The 19,562-nt window shown below is 71.1% G+C and carries 17 protein-coding genes and 1 tRNA gene; 9 read left to right on the forward strand and 9 right to left on the reverse strand.

From position 1 onward, the window contains the following. Positions 1–121 precede the first annotated feature (121 nt). Positions 122–493, reverse strand: coding sequence for a winged helix-turn-helix transcriptional regulator (locus tag IE271_RS26520; RefSeq protein ID WP_190192952.1), 372 nt, complete (start codon positions 491–493; stop codon positions 122–124). A 199-nt stretch (positions 494–692) separates the two neighbouring features. Between IE271_RS26520 and IE271_RS26525 the strand changes: the two genes are divergently transcribed. Then, complete coding sequence (locus IE271_RS26525) at positions 693–1,343, forward strand: FMN-dependent NADH-azoreductase (RefSeq protein ID WP_190192953.1); 651 nt, start codon at positions 693–695, stop codon at positions 1,341–1,343. Between the two features lie 620 nt (positions 1,344–1,963). Here IE271_RS26525 and IE271_RS26530 read toward each other — a convergent pair. Further along, a tRNA-Leu gene (locus IE271_RS26530) sits at positions 1,964–2,050 on the reverse strand. 759 nt (positions 2,051–2,809) lie between these two features. On the opposite strand from IE271_RS26530, the gene IE271_RS26535 reads away from it, so the two are divergent. The 6 genes from IE271_RS26535 to pknB all read left to right on the forward strand — a co-directional run bounded on the left by IE271_RS26535 (position 2,810) and on the right by pknB (position 10,977). After that, a complete protein-coding gene (locus IE271_RS26535) occupies positions 2,810–3,652 on the forward strand; it encodes an FHA domain-containing protein (RefSeq protein WP_190192954.1) in 843 nt (280 codons plus the stop codon). Positions 3,653–3,662: 10 nt separating this feature from the next. Beyond that, on the forward strand, positions 3,663–4,181 hold the full coding sequence (locus IE271_RS26540; protein WP_190192955.1) for an FHA domain-containing protein FhaB/FipA: 519 nt from the start codon (positions 3,663–3,665) through the stop codon (positions 4,179–4,181). Between the two features lie 128 nt (positions 4,182–4,309). Then, entirely contained in the window at positions 4,310–5,866 is a 1,557-nt protein-coding gene (locus tag IE271_RS26545) for a Stp1/IreP family PP2C-type Ser/Thr phosphatase (protein WP_229919572.1), read from the forward strand. A gap of 27 nt (positions 5,867–5,893) precedes the next feature. Then, positions 5,894–7,333: an FtsW/RodA/SpoVE family cell cycle protein gene (locus IE271_RS26550; RefSeq protein ID WP_190192956.1), complete on the forward strand. Its 1,440-nt coding sequence runs from the start codon at positions 5,894–5,896 to the stop codon at positions 7,331–7,333. After that, positions 7,330–8,802 (forward strand): peptidoglycan D,D-transpeptidase FtsI family protein, encoded by a 1,473-nt coding sequence (locus tag IE271_RS26555; RefSeq protein ID WP_190192957.1) that lies wholly within the window; start codon positions 7,330–7,332, stop codon positions 8,800–8,802. The genes IE271_RS26550 and IE271_RS26555 overlap by 4 nt, the downstream gene beginning before the upstream one ends. A 171-nt stretch (positions 8,803–8,973) precedes the next feature. Then, positions 8,974–10,977: a Stk1 family PASTA domain-containing Ser/Thr kinase gene (pknB, locus tag IE271_RS26560; RefSeq protein ID WP_190192958.1), complete on the forward strand. Its 2,004-nt coding sequence runs from the start codon at positions 8,974–8,976 to the stop codon at positions 10,975–10,977. 244 nt (positions 10,978–11,221) lie between these two features. On the opposite strand, the gene IE271_RS26565 is transcribed toward pknB, so the two are convergent. The 5 genes from IE271_RS26565 to IE271_RS26585 form a co-directional block, all read right to left on the reverse strand. Then, positions 11,222–11,962, reverse strand: coding sequence for a class E sortase (locus IE271_RS26565; protein WP_229919573.1), 741 nt, complete (start codon positions 11,960–11,962; stop codon positions 11,222–11,224). 89 nt (positions 11,963–12,051) lie between these two features. Beyond that, complete coding sequence (locus IE271_RS26570) at positions 12,052–13,164, reverse strand: class E sortase (protein WP_229919576.1); 1,113 nt, start codon at positions 13,162–13,164, stop codon at positions 12,052–12,054. A 506-nt stretch (positions 13,165–13,670) separates the two neighbouring features. After that, complete coding sequence (locus IE271_RS26575) at positions 13,671–14,309, reverse strand: aminodeoxychorismate/anthranilate synthase component II (RefSeq protein WP_190192961.1); 639 nt, start codon at positions 14,307–14,309, stop codon at positions 13,671–13,673. Then, on the reverse strand, positions 14,306–14,467 hold the full coding sequence (locus tag IE271_RS26580) for a hypothetical protein (protein ID WP_190192962.1): 162 nt from the start codon (positions 14,465–14,467) through the stop codon (positions 14,306–14,308). Before IE271_RS26580 ends, IE271_RS26575 begins: the two co-directional genes overlap by 4 nt. Before the next feature lie 240 nt (positions 14,468–14,707). Continuing rightward, positions 14,708–15,487 (reverse strand): DUF881 domain-containing protein, encoded by a 780-nt coding sequence (locus IE271_RS26585; RefSeq protein ID WP_190192963.1) that lies wholly within the window; start codon positions 15,485–15,487, stop codon positions 14,708–14,710. A 142-nt stretch (positions 15,488–15,629) separates the two neighbouring features. Between IE271_RS26585 and crgA the strand changes: the two genes are divergently transcribed. Continuing rightward, a complete protein-coding gene (crgA, locus tag IE271_RS26590; RefSeq protein WP_190192964.1) occupies positions 15,630–15,884 on the forward strand; it encodes a cell division protein CrgA in 255 nt (84 codons plus the stop codon). Between the two features lie 285 nt (positions 15,885–16,169). Here crgA and IE271_RS26595 read toward each other — a convergent pair whose 3' ends face one another. Both IE271_RS26595 and IE271_RS26600 read right to left on the reverse strand, forming a co-directional pair. After that, positions 16,170–17,069, reverse strand: coding sequence for a rhomboid family intramembrane serine protease (locus IE271_RS26595; RefSeq protein ID WP_190192965.1), 900 nt, complete (start codon positions 17,067–17,069; stop codon positions 16,170–16,172). 241 nt (positions 17,070–17,310) lie between these two features. Next, positions 17,311–17,838 carry a peptidylprolyl isomerase gene (locus IE271_RS26600; protein WP_190192966.1) on the reverse strand — a complete coding sequence of 176 codons (528 nt, stop codon included), beginning with the start codon at positions 17,836–17,838 and terminating at the stop codon, positions 17,311–17,313. Between the two features lie 329 nt (positions 17,839–18,167). Here IE271_RS26600 and IE271_RS26605 point away from each other — a divergent pair, with 329 nt between their 5' ends. Then, on the forward strand, positions 18,168–18,890 hold the full coding sequence (locus IE271_RS26605; RefSeq protein WP_190192967.1) for a DUF5324 family protein: 723 nt from the start codon (positions 18,168–18,170) through the stop codon (positions 18,888–18,890). Positions 18,891–19,562: the final 672 nt, after the last annotated feature.

Below are 19,562 nucleotides of genomic sequence, written 5' to 3' on the forward strand. Positions count from 1 at the left end.
TCAGTTCGGCAGGTCCGGCGAACCGAACCGATCGGCCCGACGGCCTCACCGAGCCGATGAACCCGACGGCCCACCGGACGGGTCGGCCCGCGTGCCGCCCCGCCGCCGGTCCCGGCCGTGCCTACTTCCGCAGCTGTTCCGGGCAGGAGCCCTCTTCCGGCAGGTGCTCCTCGGCCCACCGGGAGAGTTCCTTCAGGGACGGGCCGAGCGCGGCGCCGGATTCGGTCAGCCGGTAGGAGACCCGCAGCGGCGGCCCCTCGTCCACCTCGCGCACCACCAGACCGGCGGCGGCGAGCTCGGCGAGGCGGTCCGACAGCATGCGCTCGCTGATGCCCGGGATCGCCCGGCGCAGATCGGCGAAGTAGACGGGGCGCGGCAGCAGGACGGCCACGATCAGGCCGGTCCAGCGCTTCCCGAGCAGCTGGAAGACGCGCGTGATGCCGTCACCGACCTGCGCACAGGCCTCTGCGTCATGACTTCCCCGGACCGGCATGCCTCAAGAGTACTGGCCGGTTACGGAACCACCAGGAGAGGGTGAGAAAAAGTAAGTGACTGTGCTATCCATAGTTAAGTAAGAAACCGCAGCCCCTTGGATCCACTCCCCGGGAGCCGCGGCGACGGCTGCGCGCGCCACCGCCCGACGGCTCGCGCACCACCACCCCACCGACCGAACCGCCCCACAGGAGATCCCCATGGCCACCCTGCTGCACCTGGACTCGTCCGTTTTCCCCGGTTCCGCCTCCGCCTCCCGCGCCGTGACGGAGGCCTTCCGCAGGACCTGGGAGGAGCAGCACCCCGGCGGCACGGTCATCTACCGCGACCTCGCGGTGGACCCGGTTCCGCACATCACCGCGGACGCGCACACCGCCGCCTTCTCCGACCCGGCCACGCACACGCCCGCGCAGGCGGAGGCCTTCGCCGAGCGACTGAAGCTCATCGAGGAGCTGGAGCGGGCGGACGCCGTCCTGATCGGTGCCCCCATGTACAACTTCACGATCCCGTCCACGCTGAAGGCCTGGCTCGACAATGTGATCGTCATGGGCCGCACCGCCGGCGAGAACGCGTCCGCCAAGGGCACCCCGGTGACCGTGGTCGCCAGCCGCGGCGGCTCCTACGCGCCGGGCACCCCGCGCGAGGGCTACGAGTACGTGCAGAACCTCCTCCGGGCCGTGCTCGCGGACGGTCTCGGCCTGGAGGTCGACTTCATCGTCCCGGAGCTCACGATGGCGCCGCACAACCCGGCGATGTCCGAGCTCGTCCCGCTCTTCGAGGCGTCCCGGACCAAGGCCCTGGAGGAGGCGGCGGCCAAGGCCAAGGCCCTCGCCGAGCGCCTCGCCGCCTGACATCCGCCGCACGACCCGGCGACCGCTCCCTCCCCGCACGACCGACACGCGGCACACGACACACGGCGGGCGGCACGCAGCAAGCAGTGAGCGACCAGCGGTGAGCGACCAGCCGCGCGCGACGCGCAGTGATCAGCACGCCTCGCGCAGAAGGAGACACGCAGAGCGACAAGGCCCCTGGTACTCCTCTCCCGCGGAGAGAGCGCCGGGGGCCACCCTTTCCGGCACATCCGCCCCGGACGCTCCGAGAACGCGCACAGCGCTCAACCGCCCATGAAACATGCCGACTTGATCGTTCAACCTGCCGGAAGAATCGCTCCGACCACGTGAGATGTATCACCGTCGGCCGACCGGCTGAAGCCCCGCCGACGACGCTCCGGAAGCCTCGGAGGTTCCGGAACCGCTCCGGAAACCCGCCCGGAGCCTCGCGGGGTCCCGCACCCCGGCCTTCCGGACCCGGGCCGTGCGCACACGCCCGCCCACTATGGGCACGCACCCGCCCACCACGCGCACAAGCCCGCCTGCCGCACGCACGCACGCACGCACGCAACACAACGAGGACGCACAACGAAAGACGGGCCCCCGCCGGAACTTTCGTTCCGACGGAGACCCGTCTCCAGTGGTGCGCGAGGGGGGAGTTGAACCCCCACGCCCTTGCGGGCACTGGAACCTGAATCCAGCGCGTCTGCCTATTCCGCCACCCGCGCATTGGGTGTGTCGTCCGTTTCCCTCACCTGGTGGTGCTGGCGCCTTCCGACATGCAGAACATTAGCACGCTGCGGAGGGTGGATTCACATCCCTTTCCCCGGGGGCGGACCCGGGCCGCTCCGGAGCGGCCCGGCGCGGCCAGGAACAGCCGGAGCCGGCCGTGCGGACCCGGCCGCCTCCCCCAGGTGCGCCGGGACCGCGGGGCCCTGCCCCGTCCCCCCGTACGCCGCGCCCGGCGCACCGGGCCGCAGCCGTGCGGCTCGTCCCCGCACGACCGCGCAGCTCACTCCCCCTGCGACCGCGCAGCTCGACCCCGGTCCGCCGCCTCCGGCCCCGCCGTCCCCTCCGTATGACGTCCGCGTCGTCGCGCCCGGGCTCCGCCCCGCGTCCGGCGGCGTCCCCGGGCCGCCCCGCCCCGTCCCGTCCCGCGCCGCGCACCACGCGCTCCGTCCCCCGGCTCACGTCACGCCCGGTACCGCTTCACGTATCAACCTCGTACCGGTCCCGGCCATCTCCCCAGGAGGAGTGCGGGGTGCACAGCCGGGTGCGGGACACTGTGGTGAAACCGCCTCTACGATCCTCCCCATGGGAGTACCCCCGGGGAGTTCGAAGAGCGGTTCCGGAGGGAACTTCGGGAGGGGACTTCGCAAGCCGTCGACACTCGTCGACCGTGCCGACAGGGGGAACCAGCCGATTTCCCGGCGCGTGGATACGATCAGTAAGCAGTACCAGGACGACGACGAAGGAGGAGGTGCCCCATGGGAGTCCTGAAGCGATTCGAGCAGCGTCTCGAAGGTCTGGTCAACGGCACCTTCGCCAAGGTGTTCAAGTCCGAGGTCCAGCCCGTCGAGATCGCGGGGGCGCTCCAGCGGGAGTGCGACAACAACGCGACGATCTGGAACCGCGACCGGACCGTCGTACCCAATGACTTCATCGTGGAGCTGAGCGCGCCGGACTTCGAGCGCCTGAGCCCCTACTCCGGGCAGCTCGGCGACGAGCTGGCCGGCATGGTGCGCGACTACGCCAAGCAGCAGCGCTACACCTTCATGGGCCCCATCAAGGTCCACCTGGAGAAGGCGGACGACCTCGACACCGGCCTGTACCGGGTGCGCAGCCGTACGCTCGCCTCCTCCACCTCGCAGACGCCCGAGGGCCCGCCCGCGGGACCGCAGCCCGGACGCGGCGGCTACGGCTACCCGCCGCAGGCGGCGCCCGTCGGTCCCGCGGGCGCTCCCCCCATGCCGTCCGCGCCTCCGCCCGGGCGCCCCGCCGTCGCGCCCGCCGGGCAGCGGCCGGGCGCGGGTCCGCTGCCCGGCGGGCGCGTACGCCACTGGATCGAGATCAACGGCACCCGCCATCAGATCTCCCGCCCGACGCTGGTGCTGGGCCGCAGCACCGAAGCCGACGTGCGGATCGACGACCCCGGCGTGTCCCGCCGGCACTGCGAGATCCGGACCGGAACGCCCTCGACGATCCAGGATCTCGGATCCACCAACGGCATCGTGGTGGACGGGCAGCACACCACCCGCGCTACGCTCCGCGACGGCTCGCGGATCGTCGTGGGCAGCACCACCATCATTTACCGGCAAGCCGAAGGGTGAAGCGGGGGCAATGTCAGAGCTGACCCTCACGGTCATGCGGCTGGGTTTCCTGGCCGTACTGTGGCTGTTCGTGATCGTGGCCGTGCAGGTCATCCGCAGCGACCTGTTCGGTACGCGCGTCACACAGCGCGGCTCGCGCCGGGACAGCGGACGGGCGCAGCAGGCCTCCCGCCAGGCCGCGCCCCCGCAGCAGCGCCAGCAGCACGGCGGGGGCGGCGGGCGGCAGCGCCGCGGCGCGCCCACCAAGCTGGTCGTCTCCGAGGGCACCCTCACCGGCACCACCGTCGCGCTGCAGGGCCAGACCATCACGCTGGGCCGTGCGCACGACTCCACGATCGTGCTGGACGACGACTACGCCTCCAGCCGGCACGCCAGGATCTACCCGGACCGTGACGGCCAGTGGATCGTCGAGGACCTCGGGTCCACCAACGGCACGTACCTCGACCGGAACCGACTGACGACCCCCACGCCGATCCCGCTGGGTGCGCCGATCCGCATCGGCAAGACCGTCATCGAGCTGCGGAAGTAGTGCCACGTCATGAATAAGCGCGAGCGGAGCGAGCACGCAGCGGCGGTCCACACCCAGGGCACCGGCGCGCTCCCGACCGGAGGGTGGGCACCGTGCGGATGTACCCGGAGCCGACGGGCGAGGTGCGCATGAGTCTGTCACTGCGCTTCGCCGCCGGATCGCACAAAGGCATGATCCGCGAGGGCAACGAGGACTCCGGCTACGCCGGGCCCCGGCTGCTCGCGATCGCCGACGGGATGGGCGGCCAGGCCGCCGGCGAGGTCGCCAGCTCCGAGGTGATCTCGACCATCGTCGCGCTCGACGACGACGTGCCGGGCTCCGACATCCTCACCTCCCTCGGCACCGCCGTGCAGCGCGCCAACGACCAGCTGCGCCTGATGGTCGAGGAGGACCCGCAGCTGGAGGGCATGGGCACCACGCTCACCGCCCTGCTGTGGACCGGTCAGCGGCTCGGCCTGGTGCACGTCGGCGACTCGCGCGCGTACCTGCTCCGGGACGGCGTCCTCACCCAGATCACGCAGGACCACACCTGGGTGCAGCGGCTGGTGGACGAGGGCCGGATCACCGAGGAGGAGGCCACCACCCACCCGCAGCGCTCCCTGCTGATGCGCGCGCTGGGCAGCGGCGACCACGTCGAGCCCGACCTCTCCATCCGCGAGGTCCGCGCCGGCGACCGCTACCTGATCTGCTCCGACGGCCTGTCCGGCGTGGTGTCCCACCAGACGATGGAGGACACCCTCGCCAGCTACCAGGGCCCGCAGGAGACCGTGCAGGAGCTGATCCAGCTCGCGCTGCGCGGCGGCGGCCCCGACAACATCACCGTCATCGTCGCCGACGTCCTCGACATCGACAGCGGCGACACCCTCGCCGGACATCTGTCCGACACCCCGGTCGTCGTCGGCGCGGTCGCCGAGAACCAGAACCAGCCGCAGGACAACGGCGCGATGCAGACCCCCGCGGGCCGCGCCGCGAGCCTCGGCCGGCAGCAGCCCGGGGGAGGCGGCGAGTTCGGCCCGCCCGGCAGCGGCGACACCACCGGGTACGTGCCCACGGGCAGCTTCGGCGACTACGGCGACGACGACTTCGTCAAGCCGCGCAAGGGCCGCAGGTGGTTCAAGAGATCTTTCTACGGCGTGCTGGCCCTCGCCGTCGTCGGCGGCGGCCTGTACGGCGGCTACCGCTGGACGCAGACGCAGTACTACGTCGGCACCAAGGGGGAGCACGTCGCCCTCTACCGCGGCATCAGCCAGGACCTCGCCTGGGTCTCGCTGTCGAAGGTGGAGAAGGACCACCCCGAGATCGAACTCAAGTACCTGCCGCCCTACCAGCAGGACCAGGTCAAGGCGACGATCGCGGAGGGCAATCTGGACGACGCCCGGTCGAAGATCGACGAGCTGGCCACGCAGGCGTCCGCGTGCAGGAAGAACGCCGAGCGACGCCGGGCCGAGGCGGAGAGCAGCGCCAAGACCGGCGAGGGCGAGGCCGGCGGCACCACGGGAACCACCCGGACCTCCCTGACGTCCAAGGCCACAGCGGCGTCGGCCGTGACCGCGACCCCCGCGGCCACGGAGTCGCCGGCACCCTCGTCGTCCCCGTCCAAGTCCACCACCGCACCCACACCCACACCAGGCCCCAGCCTCTCCGAGGAAGAGCAGAAGCTGGTCTCGCTGTGCGGTAAGCAGTAAGCAAGCCGTGAGGGGCCCTGTCACACGATGAGCAGTACTACCAACCCGTCGACGCACCACACGTCCACGATCGGCGCGATCGGCGCGCCGAGCCGGCGCAACACCGAGCTGGCGCTGCTGGTGTTCGCCGTGGTCATCCCGGTGTTCGCCTACGCCAACGTGGGCCTGGCCCTCAACGACCAGGTCCCCCCGGGCCTGCTCGGCTACGGCCTGGGACTCGGGCTGCTGGCCGGCGTCGGCCACCTCGTGGTGCGGAAGTTCGCGCCGTACGCGGATCCGCTGCTGCTGCCGCTCGCGACGCTGCTCAACGGCCTCGGACTGGTGGTCATCTGGCGCCTGGACCAGTCGGAGCGGCTCCAGGTCCGGTCCACGTTCGTGGAGGCGGCGCCCCGCCAGCTGCTGTACTCCGCGCTGGGCGTGGCCCTGTTCGTCGGCGTGCTGCTGCTTCTGAAGGACCACCGCGTCCTGCAGCGCTACACGTACATCTCGATGTTCGCCGCGCTGGTCCTGCTGCTGCTGCCGCTGGTGCCGGGCCTCGGCGCCGACGTCTTCGGCGCCAAGATCTGGATCAAGATCCCCGGACTCGGCACGATCCAGCCCGGTGAGTTCGCGAAGATCGTCATCGCGGTGTTCTTCGCGGGCTACCTCATGGTGAAGCGGGACGCGCTGGCCCTGGCCAGCCGCCGCTTCATGGGCCTGTACCTGCCGCGCGGCCGCGACCTGGGCCCGATCCTCATGGTCTGGGCGATGTCGATCCTCATCCTCGTCTTCGAGACCGACCTCGGTACGTCGCTGCTGTTCTTCGGCATGTTCGTCGTGATGCTGTACGTCGCCACCGAGCGCACCAGCTGGATCGTGTTCGGTCTGCTGATGTCGGCGGCCGGCGCCGTCGGCGTCGCCTCCTTCGAGCCGCACGTGCAGCAGCGCGTCCAGGCGTGGCTCGACCCGATGGGCGAGTACCTGAAGAGCAAGCAGGGCGTCGTCGGCCACTCCGAGCAGTCCATGGAGGCGCTGTGGGCGTTCGGCTCCGGCGGCGTCCTCGGCACCGGGCTCGGCCAGGGCAACTCCGACCTCATCGGCTTCGCCGCCAACTCCGACTTCATCCTCGCCACCTTCGGCGAGGAGCTGGGCCTGGCCGGCGTCATGGCGATCCTGCTGATCTACGGCCTGATCGTCGAGCGCGGCGTGCGCACGGCGCTGGCCGCCCGCGACCCCTTCGGCAAGCTGCTCGCCGTGGGCCTGTCCGGCGCCTTCGCGCTGCAGGTCTTCGTCGTCGCCGGCGGTGTCATGAACCTCATCCCGCTGACCGGTATGACCCTGCCCTTCGTCGCGTACGGCGGTTCGTCCGTCATCGCCAACTGGGCGCTGATCGGCATCCTGATCCGGATCAGCGACACCGCACGCCGCCCGGCGCCCTCCCCCGCCCCCAACCCCGACGCCGAGATGACCCAGGTGGTCCGACCGTGAACAAGCCCCTGCGCCGGATCGCGATCTTCTGCGGGCTCCTCGTCCTCGCCCTGCTCGTCCGCGACAACTGGCTCCAGTACGTCATGGCGACCGAGCTGAAGGAGGACAAGGCCAACCGCCGGGTGGCGATCGAGCGGTACGCCCAGCCCCGCGGCGACATCATCGTCGACGGCAAGTCGATCACCGGGTCCGCCAAGACCGAGGGCAGCGACTTCGACTACAAGCGCACGTACAAGAACGGCGAGATGTGGGCGCCCGTCACCGGCTACGCCTCGCAGGCGTTCGGGGCGACCCAGCTGGAGTCCATCGAGGACGGCATCCTCACCGGCAACGACGACCGGCTCTTCTTCCGCCGCACCCTCGACATGATCACCGGCAAGAAGCAGGCGGGCGGCAACGTCGTCACCACCCTCAGCGCCGCCGCGCAGAAGGCGGCCTTCGAGGGGCTGGGCGACAAGAAGGGCGCCGTCGCCGCCATCGACCCGTCCACCGGCGCGATCCTGGCGCTCGCCTCCACGCCGTCGTACGACCCGTCGACCTTCGCCGGCAACTCCACCGAGACCGACAGCAAGGCCTGGGCGAAGCTGCAGAAGAAGGAGAACCCGGACGACCCGATGCTCAACCGGGCGCTGCGGGAGACCTACCCGCCGGGATCCACCTTCAAGGTCGTCACCGCGGCCGCCGCCCTGGAGAACGGCCTGGTCGACGACGTCGACGCGAAGACCGACTCGCCGCTGCCGTACACCCTGCCGGACACCCGGACCGAACTGAAGAACGAGGGCAACATCCCCTGCAAGGACGCCTCCCTGCGCGACGCGCTGAAGGTGTCCTGCAACACCGTCTTCGGCAAGATCGGCGCCGACCTCGGCAAGGACAAGATGAAGGAGGAGGCCGAGAAGTTCGGCTTCAACTCCGAGCAGTTCACGCCGGTGCGCTCCAACGCCTCCGTCTTCCCCGACGAGATGGACAAGCCGCAGACCGCGCTCAGCTCCATCGGTCAGTTCGAGACCGCCGCGACGCCGCTGCAGATGGCCATGGTCGCCTCGGCCGTCGCCAACGACGGCACGCTGATGAAGCCGTACATGGTCGACAAGCTCCAGGCCCCGAGCCTGGACGTGATCGAGCAGACCGAGCCCGAGGAGATGAGCAAGCCGCTCTCCGAGGACAACGCGCAGAAGCTGCAGTCGATCATGGAGACGGTGGTCCAGGACGGCACCGGCACCCGGGCGCAGATCCCCGGGGTGACCGTCGGCGGCAAGACCGGCACCGCGCAGCACGGCGTCGACAACAGCGAGAAGCCGTACGCCTGGTTCATCTCGTACGCCAAGCTCAAGGACGGCAGCTCGCCCGTGGCCGTGGCCGTGGTGGTCGAGGACGGCAGCGCCAACCGCGACGACATCTCCGGTGGCGGCCTGGCCGCGCCGATCGCGCAGGCCGTGATGAAGGCGGTCGTCGACAGCAAGCAGTGAACCCTGTCACGTCGCCTTCACATCGGTGCACGTTGCGATACCGGTCCTGTATCGGGTGACGGGCTCGGGCAGGTCGTAGACAGCTGGCCGGGTACGGTATGCCCCGGGCAGCACACCGCCGGACCACACACGGGTGCGGTCGGGATCGACGGAGAGGGCTGGTAGGTAGCTATGGAAGAGCCGCGTCGCCTCGGCGGCCGGTACGAGCTGGGCCAGGTGCTCGGCCGTGGTGGCATGGCGGAGGTATACCTCGCGCATGACTCCCGGCTGGGGCGCACGGTGGCGGTGAAGACGCTGCGGGCGGACCTCGCGCGCGACCCGTCGTTCCAGGCCCGGTTCCGCCGGGAGGCCCAGTCGGCCGCCTCGCTCAACCATCCCGCGATCGTCGCCGTGTACGACACCGGCGAGGACTACATCGACGGCACGTCCATCCCGTACATCGTGATGGAGTACGTCGACGGGTCCACCCTGCGCGAGCTGCTGCACTCCGGGCGCAAGCTGCTGCCCGAGCGGGCCATGGAGATGACCATCGGCATCCTCCAGGCCCTGGAGTACTCGCACCGCAACGGCATCGTCCACCGCGACATCAAGCCGGCCAACGTCATGCTGACGCGGGGCGGCCAGGTCAAGGTCATGGACTTCGGCATCGCCCGTGCGATGGGCGACGCCGGCATGACGATGACGCAGACCGCCGCCGTCATCGGCACCGCCCAGTACCTCTCCCCGGAGCAGGCCAAGGGCGAGCAGGTCGACGCGCGCTCCGACCTGTACTCCACCGGCTGCCTGCTGTACGAGCTGCTGACCGTGCGTCCGCCGTTCGTGGGCGACTCCCCGGTGGCCGTCGCCTACCAGCACGTACGGGAGGAGCCGCAGCCGCCGAGCGTCTTCGACCCGGAGATCACGCCCGCGATGGACGCGATCGTCCTGAAGGCGCTCACCAAGGACCCGGACTACCGCTACCAGTCCGCGGACGAGATGCGCGCCGACATCGAGGCCTGCCTCGACGGCCAGCCCGTCGCCGCCGCCACCGCCGCCATGGGCTCGGTCGGCTACGGCGGCTACCCGGACGACCAGGCCACGCAGGCCATGCGGTCCACGGACGCGCAGGCCACGACCATGCTGCCGCCGATGAACCAGAACGACGGCGGCTACGGCTACGACGACCGCCCGGACCGGCGCCGCCAGAAGAAGAACAACACCTCGACGATCCTGCTGGTCGTCGCCGGTGTGCTCGTCCTGGTCGGCGCGATCCTGATCGGCATGTGGGCGTTCCCCGGCGGCAACGGCGGCGCGGGCGACGACACGCTCAAGGCGCCGAACCTCGTCGACCAGACACTGGAGGAGGCCCGGCTCAGGGCCGAGAACGTCGACCTGAAGGTGTCGGTCAAGAAGGAACCCTGCGAGGACACTCCGAAGGGCAGTGTCTGTTCGCAGAGCCCGGAGGCGGACAGCGAGGTCCAGAAGGGCGACACGATCGACCTGGTCGTCTCCACGGGCGCGCCGAAGGTCACGGTCCCGAGCGTGATCGGCCTGGACGCCGACGAGGCCAAGTCCAAGCTCGAGGGCGACGACTACCAGTTCAAGGTCGAGACGGAGACGCGGGAGTCCACGGAGGAGGAGAACACGGTTCTCGACCAGGACCCGATCAAGGGCGAGGAGGTGGAGAAGGGCTCCACCATCACCCTCACGGTCGCCAAGGCCAAGTCGCAGTCCACCGTCCCGGACGTCGCGGGCAAGAGCTGCGACGAGGCCAGGGCCCTGATGGAGGCCAACGGTCTGGTCGGCAACTGCACCGACGTGGAGAGCGACTCCGTCGAGGCGGGCAAGGTCATCACGACCTCCCCGGAGGCCGGGTCCAAGGTGGACAAGAACACTCCCGTGTCCATCCAGGTCGCCAAGGCCCCGGAGAAGGTCGCGGTCCCGGAGGTCAGGACCCAGCGCCTCAAGGACGCCAGGAAGACGATCGAGGGCGCGGGGCTGAAGGTCGGTTCGATCAACGGCCCCCAGGACGACAACGCCATCGTCATCGCCACCGACCCCGGCGGCAGCAACCAGGTCGCCAAGGGCACCGCGGTCAACCTGACCACCGCGGGCGGTGACAACGGCGGGGACAGCGGCGGGAACGACAACGGCGGCGGCTTCTTCGGCGGGCTCACGGGCCGCGGCGAGGACTGACCGGCTCCTTCCCCACCGGGCATGACGAAGCCCCGGTCGCCTCCCCTCGGGGAGGCGACCGGGGCTTCGCCGTGGTGGAGCGCGCCGGGGCCGGACTTCGGCGCAGTCACCGGGTGCGCCGACGGCCCGTGGTTCCGACGCAGGTGGCGGGGTGTGCGGGGTTCCGGAGCCTCAGCGCGGCCGTGGGTACGCGGGGTCCGGCGACCTCAGCTCGGTCGCGGGGACGCGCCGGCCGCGCGGTGCCTCAGCGCAGTTCCTTCGGCGGGGTGCGCTCCGCGTCGACCTTCTCCACGCGCTCCAGCTCGCCCCAGACGACGTAGCGGTAGCGGGAGGTGAAGACGGGCGTGCAGGTGGTCAGCGTGATGTAGCGGCCCGCCTTCCTCCTCCCCGACTCCTTCGGGACGGCGTCGAGGACGTCCACGTTGTACTTCGAGGTCTCCGGGAGGATGTCGTAGACCTTGTAGACGTACCACTCGTCCTTCGTCTCGAAGACGATCGGGTCGCCCTTCCTCAGCTTGTCGATGCCGTGGAACTTGGCGCCGTGCCCGTCGCGGTGCGCGGCCAGCGAGAAGTTGCCCTTCTCGTCCTCGGGCAGCGCCGACTTCACCGGGTCCGTGTAGTAGCCCGCCACACCGCCGTTGAGGATCTTGGTGGAGGTGCCCTTCTTGACCAGCACCTCGCCGTTCCCCATCGCCGGGACGTGCAGGAAGCCGATGCCGTCCTTGGTGTCCAGGCCGACCGGGTCCCGGCCGTCGTCCTGCGCCCAGTTGTCACGGACCCTGTCGCCCTGCCTGTCCGCCTCGCGGTCGGCGATGACGTTCGTCCACCACAGCGAGTAGACGACGAACAGGCCGAGCACCAGGCCCGCCGTGATGAGGAGCTCCCCGAAGACGGCGACCGCCGTCGCCACCGGCCCCATGGCGCGGCGTCTCCGCGCGGGCGCCGCCTCCTCCGTGCGCGCGTCGTCCTCGGTCGTCGCTGTCACTGCATCCGCCCCGTCGTGTGTTCCGTGTGCTTCGTCCGGCCGGCCGGCCCGGTCCGCTCCGCCCCCGCCGGTGCCGTCCGTCCCGTGGGTCATTCGACCAGAGCGGCCGGCTTGCCCTCGCTGCGCGGCCGTTCCTCGGTCATCCTGCCCCAGACGATCATCCGGTACTTGCTGGTGAACTCGGGAGTGCAGGTGGTGAGCGTGATGTAGCGGCCCGCCTCGGTGAAGCCCGACCCCTTGGGGATCGGGTCCAGGACGCTGATGTTGCTCGGCGACGTCACCGGCAGGATCGACGCCATCTTGTAGACGTAGTACGTGTCCTGGGTCTCGACGACGATCGGGTCGCCCGGCTTCAGGCGGTTGATGTAGCGGAACGGTTCGCCGTGGGTGTTGCGGTGGCCCGCGAGGCCGAAGTTGCCGGTCTTGGCGTCCGGCATGGCCGTCTTGAGGCCCTCGCCGCCGTAGTGGCCGACCATGCCGCGGTCCAGGACGCCCTTGTTGCTGACGCCCTCGGCGATCGGCACGACCACGTCCAGCTCGGGTATGTGCAGGAGGGCGAAGCCCTGGCCCGGCTCGAAGGCGTCCGGCTTGCCCTTGCCGTTCGCCCAGTCGTCCTGGAGGCTGTGCGCCTCGTTGCCGGCCTGCGCGTGCGCCCGGACGTTCGTCCACCACAGCTGGTAGGTGACGAACAGCAGCATCAGCACGCCGGTGGTGATGAAGACCTCGCCTATCGCCCGGCTCAGGACGACGGCGGCGCCGGGACGGCGCGCACGGGCCGCGCGGCGGGCCTCCACGCGGGACAGCGGGGCGGACGGCGTCCCTGGGCCCTCCCCGGCCGCGGACCGCTCCGCGGAGCCGGCCGGGCCGCCCCGGCGCCCGCGCTTCCTGGCGGCCCTGCGGCGGGCCGCCCGGCCGCCCGGCACGGGCGTGCCGCCGGGCGCGTCCGTCCCGCCGGACCCGTCCGAGCTCCTCGGAGCAGCCGCCGTGCCGGAGGAGACGCCGTCCACCGCGCGGGAGACGTCGGCCGTCCGCAGGGCGACCGTCTCGTCGTCGGCCGGCGGCACAGGGCCCGCCAGGGGCGGCATGGGGCCCGCCAGGGGCGGCATGGGGCCGGCCGGCGGGAGGACCGGTCCGGCCGCCGGCGGCGGGGACGCGTCGTACGGCGACGACGGCGCGGCGTAGGGGTCCTCGTACGCGGGCAGGGGCCGCGCGGCCGCGGACGACCGCGCGGCGGCCGGGGGCGGGGCCGTGTCCGGCCGGTACGGAGCCGTCTCCTGCCGCTGCGGGACCGGCTCGGGCGTCTGCCCGGGGCCGTGCCCGGGCGTCCCGTGTCCGCCGTCTCCGGCGCGGTGGCGGCCTCCCGGGCTCCCGGAACCGCCCGGTCCGTCCTGCCCGGTGGGAGCCCCCGGGCCGTGCGCGTGGTGCGTGGCTCCTACGGCGCGGTGGGAGCCCGGGCCCTCGGGGCCGTCGTGGTGAGCCGTCGGCGACGGGTCCGGGCCGGGCGCCGGCGGCCGGGACGGTCCGCTCCACGGCGCGGTCCCGGCGGGCGTCCCCGGGGCCGGGAGCGGGTCGGTCAGGGGGTCGGCGAGCCGCTCGACCGCCGCCTCGAACGCGCCGGGCACCCCGTACGGCTGCTGCCCGTACGGGGTGCCCTGTTCTCCTTGGTCTCCGTAGGCGGAGCCGGACTCGCGCTCGGGGCGCAGTGCGGTCACGCCGTGGCCCTGCCCACCACCGGGGCGAGCCCCGCCGACCTGTCCACGGCCTCCCGGTCGCCGCACTCCGTGAGCCAGTTGGCGAGCATCCGGTGGCCGTGCTCCGTCAGCACCGACTCCGGGTGGAACTGCACACCCTCCACGGGAAGCTCGCGGTGCCTGAGCCCCATGATGATCCCGTCCTGCGTACGGGCGGTGACCTCCAGCTCGTCCGGGACGGTGGGCGGCTCGGCGGCCAGCGAGTGGTAGCGGGTCGCGGTGAACGGGGACGGCAGCCCGGCGAAGACGCCCTTGCCCCCGTGGTCGACGAGGGAGGTCTTGCCGTGCAGCAGCTGGGGCGCCCGGCCGACCACGCCGCCGTAGGCGACCTGCATCGACTGCATGCCCAGGCAGACGCCGAAGACCGGGACGCCGGTCGCCGCGCAGTGCCGCACCATGTCGACGCACACGCCCGCCTGCTCGGGGGCGCCCGGGCCCGGGGACAGCAGGACTCCGTCGAAGCCCTCCTGCGCGTGGTCCGTCGTCACCTCGTCGTTGCGCCGTACCTCGCACTCGGCGCCCAACTGGTACAGGTACTGCACCAGGTTGAAGACGAAGCTGTCGTAGTTGTCCACGACGAGAATGCGTGCGCTCACTGGTCGTCCACCGTCACATCGTTGAAGGGCAGCAGCGGCTCCGCCCAGGGAAAGACGTACTGGAAGAGGACGTAGACCACGGCGAGCACCAGCACGAGTGAGATCAGCGCCCTCACCCACGCGTTGCCCGGCAGATGCCGCCAGATCCAGCCGTACATGCCGTCCCTTCCGTCGCACCACGGCACCGGTATCACGCCGCAGGTCTCCAGACTAACGGCGCGGGGCCTCCGGTTTCCCGGCCTCCGCAAGCTGTGAGGCAATGAACTGCGCCCCCGCGCCGGGCCGCCCGGCCGGGCCTCCTCCGCTTCGCCCGGTTCCGGTGCGTACGGGCGCGTTCCGGGCCGGCGCGCGGCGATGTTTCACGTGGAACACCGCCGCTCCCGGGCCGGCCGGGGTCCTCACTCCACGGGTTCGGCGTAGTGGAGGTCCACGGTGCCGGTGTAACCGGGCAGGGTGACGGTCCCCTCGTCCTCGACCTTCCAGCCGAGGCCGTAGACGTTGACGTAGAGCATGTAGTTCTGGATCGCCGGGGACGCGGTCAGCGCCTTCCGCAGCTTCTCCTGGTCGCCGATTGCGGTGATCTTGTAGGGAGGCGAGTAGACGCGGCCCTGGAGGATCAGGGTGTTGCCGACGCAGCGCACGGCGCTGGTGGAGATCAGCCGCTGGTCCATGACCCGGATGCCCTCGGCGCCGCCCTGCCACAGCGCGTTCACCACGGCCTGCAGGTCCTGCTGGTGGATGACCAGGTAGTCGGGCTGCGGCTCGGGGTAGCCGGGCAGCTTGGCGGTGGCGTCCGGCGGGGCGTCGTCGAGCGTGACCGTGAGGGCCTCGCCCTTGAGCTCCTCGGTGCCGGCGTTCTTCTCCAGCGCGGCCAGTTCGGCGGCCTCGGCCTCCGTGCTGCCGTTGTCGCGTCCGGCGAGGGCCTCTATGTCGTCGCGCAGCGCCGCGTTGCTCTCGTCGAGCGTGCCGTTCTTGTGGCTGCGCTCGTGGATGAGGTCGGAGAGCTTCAGCAGGGACGTGTCGGTGCGGATGTTGGTGCCCTTGGCGGTGTTGAAGCTCGTGAAGAAGATCAGCCCGGCCAGCGCGAAGACGGCCACCGTGAGGATCCGCACGGGGCGGAAACGCCGGGTGCGGACAGGACTGGAGCCCGCCTGGGGCGAGTCGGCAGAATTGCTCAACGTACCCTTATCTCCTTCGGCGCCGCGGAAGCACTACGCTAACGGACGCCCGGGGGAGCGCTGAGACTCCCCTTGTACGCTGCCCCGGAGCCCGCCCCCGTTCCCTGCGCGGCCACGCAGCGCATCGACAGGAGAGACCCTCGTGCCGAAGTCACGTATCCGCAAGAAGGCCGACTACACGCCGCCGCCGTCGAAGCAGGCCACCACCATCAAGCTGACCAATCGCGCCTGGGTCGCGCCGGTCATGCTCGCCATGTTCCTCATCGGCCTGGCCTGGATCGTCGTCTTCTACGTGACCGACGGCTCGCTCCCCATCGACTCGCTGGGGAACTGGAACATCGTTGTCGGCTTCGGCTTCATCGCCGCGGGGTTCGGCGTCTCCACTCAGTGGAAGTGACGGTTCTCCCCGGGACACCCGCGGCACCGGCTCTGCCCATGGGTATCCACTGAGTTATCCACAACCTTTTCCACACTGGGGAAAAGAACGACGATCTGTGGATAACCATTTGGGCGCCGATGGCGGCCCAGCCGGTCACCCGTCTTTCGGAAGTCTGTTCGCCCCCTGCTCCACCTGCGGAAACACAGGTGAGTGGCAGGGGGCACAGCTGTTCCCGCACCGTGTGCACAAGATCCGCCACTTACTGTGGACAACGTCACCCCGACGGCCCGCCCGGCGGCCTGCTCAGGTGAGCTGAAACGTTCTGACCAGGGTGGTGACGACGACCGCAGCGAGCACAAGGGCGCACACCCCGTACTGGACCAGGGTCCTCCGGTCCCGGCGCGGGTGCACCATCGCGTAGCCGGTCAGCACGCCCGCGACGAGGCCGCCGATGTGGACCTGCCAGGCGATGATGTCGTGCCAGCCGAAGGTGATGATCAGGTTGATCACCAGCAGCGCGACGACCGGGCGCATGTCCTGCCGCAGCCGCCGCAGCAGGACCGCGGTCGCGCCGAAGAGGCCGAAGATCGCCCCGGAGGCGCCCAGCGACGGCTGGTTCGGCGCGGCGAGCAGATAGGACAGCGCGCTGCCCGCGAGGCCGGAGAGCAGATAGAGCGTCAGATAGCGGGCACGGCCGAGCGCCGCCTCCAGCGGCCCGCCGATCCACCACAGGCTGAGCATGTTGAACAGCAGGTGCATGTAGCCGCCGTGCAGGAACGCCGCCGTCAGCAGCCGGTACCACTGCCCCTCCGCGACGCCCTCGACGGAGCCCAGGAGCGGGACGTAGGCCCGGCCGATGAGGTCGAAGGTGTCGGTGAAGCGGTCGCCCACGGCGAGCTGGACGACGAACGCCGCGACGTTCAGCCCGAGCAGGACCTTGGTGACCAGGCGCGGGTCGGCGGTGACGGTGCCGCCGGCGAGCGTGCGCGGCCGTGAGTCCCGCGCGGTGGACCCGGTGCCCCCGCCGTCGCGCACGCAGTCGGGGCACTGGAAGCCGACCGAGGCGCTGACCATGCAGTCGGGGCAGACGGGGCGCTCGCAGCGGGTGCAGCGGACCCCCGTCTCGCGGTCCGGATGCCGGTAGCAGGTCGGCAGCTCCCGCGCGTCGTGCGGGCCCTGCGGATTGCCTGGCGCCTGGTCCATGGGGTCCCCTCGATCTCCGTACGGCGTCCGTGCGACGGTCCGCGCGACACGCGTACCCAGCGCACCGCCCCGCCCTTCCTTCTACGGACGGGCGGGGCGATTCGGTTCCCTTTGGGTGACCGCCGGCCTCGGCCCCGCGCTCGTCGGGCGGCGCGCCGGGCGTGCGGGTACCGCCGCGGGCCGCGGCCGGTGACCGCCGGCGGGCGTCGCGGGGAACGGGCCCCGGTCCGGGGCTCCGGTGTCAGCGGGTCTCGACGACGACCGACTCGATGACCACGTCGTTGACCGGGCGGTCGGTGCGCGGGTTGGTCTGCGTGGCGGCGATGGCGTCCACGACCTTCTGGCTGGCCGCGTCGGTGACCTCGCCGAAGATGGTGTGCTTGCGCGTCAGCCAGGCCGTCGGGGCGACCGTGATGAAGAACTGCGAGCCGTTGGTGCCCGGGCCGGCGTTCGCCATGGCCAGCAGGTACGGCTTGTCGAAGGCCAGGTCCGGGTGGAACTCGTCCTCGAACTGGTAGCCGGGACCACCGGTGCCGTTGCCCAGCGGGTCACCGCCCTGGATCATGAAACCGCTGATCACCCGGTGGAAGACCGTGCCGTCGTAGAGCTTGTCCGTGGACTTCTGGCCCGTCGCCGGGTTGGTCCACTCGCGCTCGCCCTTGGCGAGCTCGACGAAGTTCTTGACCGTCTTCGGCGCGTGGTTCGGCAGGAGCCGGACCTCGATGTCGCCGTGGTTGGTCTTCAGGGTGGCGTAGAGCTGCTCAGCCACGATGTGCCTTCCGTTGTCCTCTGTGAACCCCCCGATCCTCGCACGGACCGCGCCGCCCGTCTCCCGCCACCACCGTTCCGGCTCGCTTCGCGCCAAACGGGCGCGCCGTGCGGCGATCCGTGGCATTGTCGACGTCGAGCCCCTGTTGCACCGCATTGATCGTTGTTGCCCGAGTCCTGCAGGAGTCGGCATCCGTGCCCCGGATGCCCGGCCTCACATGCCCGCGGGACCGGAGACAGGCATGATCCCGTTAAGTGGGGTAAGGCGAACTGTGACGTTCCGGGGGATCTCCCCAAGCCCCCACGTACGCCACCGAGGAGGAGGATCCCGTGACCCGCATCGAGAGCGTGCGCGCCGCGACCGGCTCGGCGAAGGAGAGCGTGCTGCACGCCGCGGACGTGGTGGCGCCCTACGCCGACACGGCCAAGGAACGGGCCGCACACTACGCGCACGAGGCACGCACCCGGCTCGCCCCGAAGGTGACCGCCGCCGCCCACCAGGCCGCAGGACAAGCACGTCTGCAGTACGGCACGCATCTCGCGCCGCGGATCGAGCAGGCGCGCACCCACGTCCCGCCGAAGATCGACCGGGCGGCGCAGGAAGCCGCCGTCCGTACGCGCAAGGCGGCCCGGCAGGCGGCCGACTACTCCAGGCCGCGGATCGAGCAGGCCGTGGCCGCCGCGCAGCCCGTGCGCGCGGAGGCCGCGTCCCGCAGCGCCGCCGCGCTGGCCGCGCTGCGCGGGCAGGTCACCCCGAAGGAGATCCAGAAGCTGGTGCGCAAGCAGCAGCGGAGGGCCCGGGCGGGCCGGCTGGCCAAGGGCCTCGCGGTGCTGGGCATCGTCGCCGGCGGTGCCTACGCCGCCTGGAAGTGGTGGGACAAGCAGGCCAACCCGGACTGGCTCGTCGAGCCGCCGGCCGCCACCGAGGTCCCGGAGACGGGAGGACTCTCCGCCGTGGACACCACCGAGGCGGGCGAGGACGCCCTCGACCCGGAGGTGCAGGCGAAGCAGGCCGAGGCGGAGGCCACGGCCGAGCCCAACGAGCGCGGCTGACACCCGTCCGCGCATTGGCGCGCATCGGCGTACTGACGTACCGGTCCCGAGGCGGCAACGGCCCGGAAGGGTCCGGGGCCCTCGGGGACAAGAAGCCCGTGGCCGTCGAAGAACGCCCGCGGGCCGTCGGCCGTCCGGCACATGTCCCGACATCGCCGTGGGACGGAGGAATCGAGTGGTTCTCCGCCCCACGGCGATGTTTCACGTGGAACCGGCCGAAGACCTACGGTGTCCGGGACGGCGGGGGCGCCCACGGGCCCGCACACCTCGTCCCGCAGGCGCCGCCACAGGCCGCCCGTGGTTCCGTACGCCTCCGCGTCTACTCGCGATGACGTTTGCAACGCAGTGCGACCGGAACGTGCTCTCGCACTCCCTTGACGCTGCGCGACATTCCGGTCACTCCCCTTCACCGACACCAGCTCACAACGCCTTCACGCCTTCACCCCAGGACCCGCACGCGCCATCGGACATCCGCGCGGAAGCAGAGGGGGCAAGGCTTCGAGCAATCGTTTGCGCAAACGAACGCAAAGATCTTTGGCGTTTCCTGTGATCCAGTTCACCGGCCGTGCCTACGGAGCGTCGGGACCGCCGATACGCTCCGCGACGACACGGCGCGGTCGCGGGCGGCCTGAAGAGCAGCACCGGGCCCCCGCGCGTCCGGCTGGATCCGGC

Origin of the sequence: Streptomyces minutiscleroticus, assembly GCF_014650875.1 — a bacterium.
In the GTDB taxonomy this organism is placed as follows: domain Bacteria; phylum Actinomycetota; class Actinomycetes; order Streptomycetales; family Streptomycetaceae; genus Streptomyces; species Streptomyces minutiscleroticus.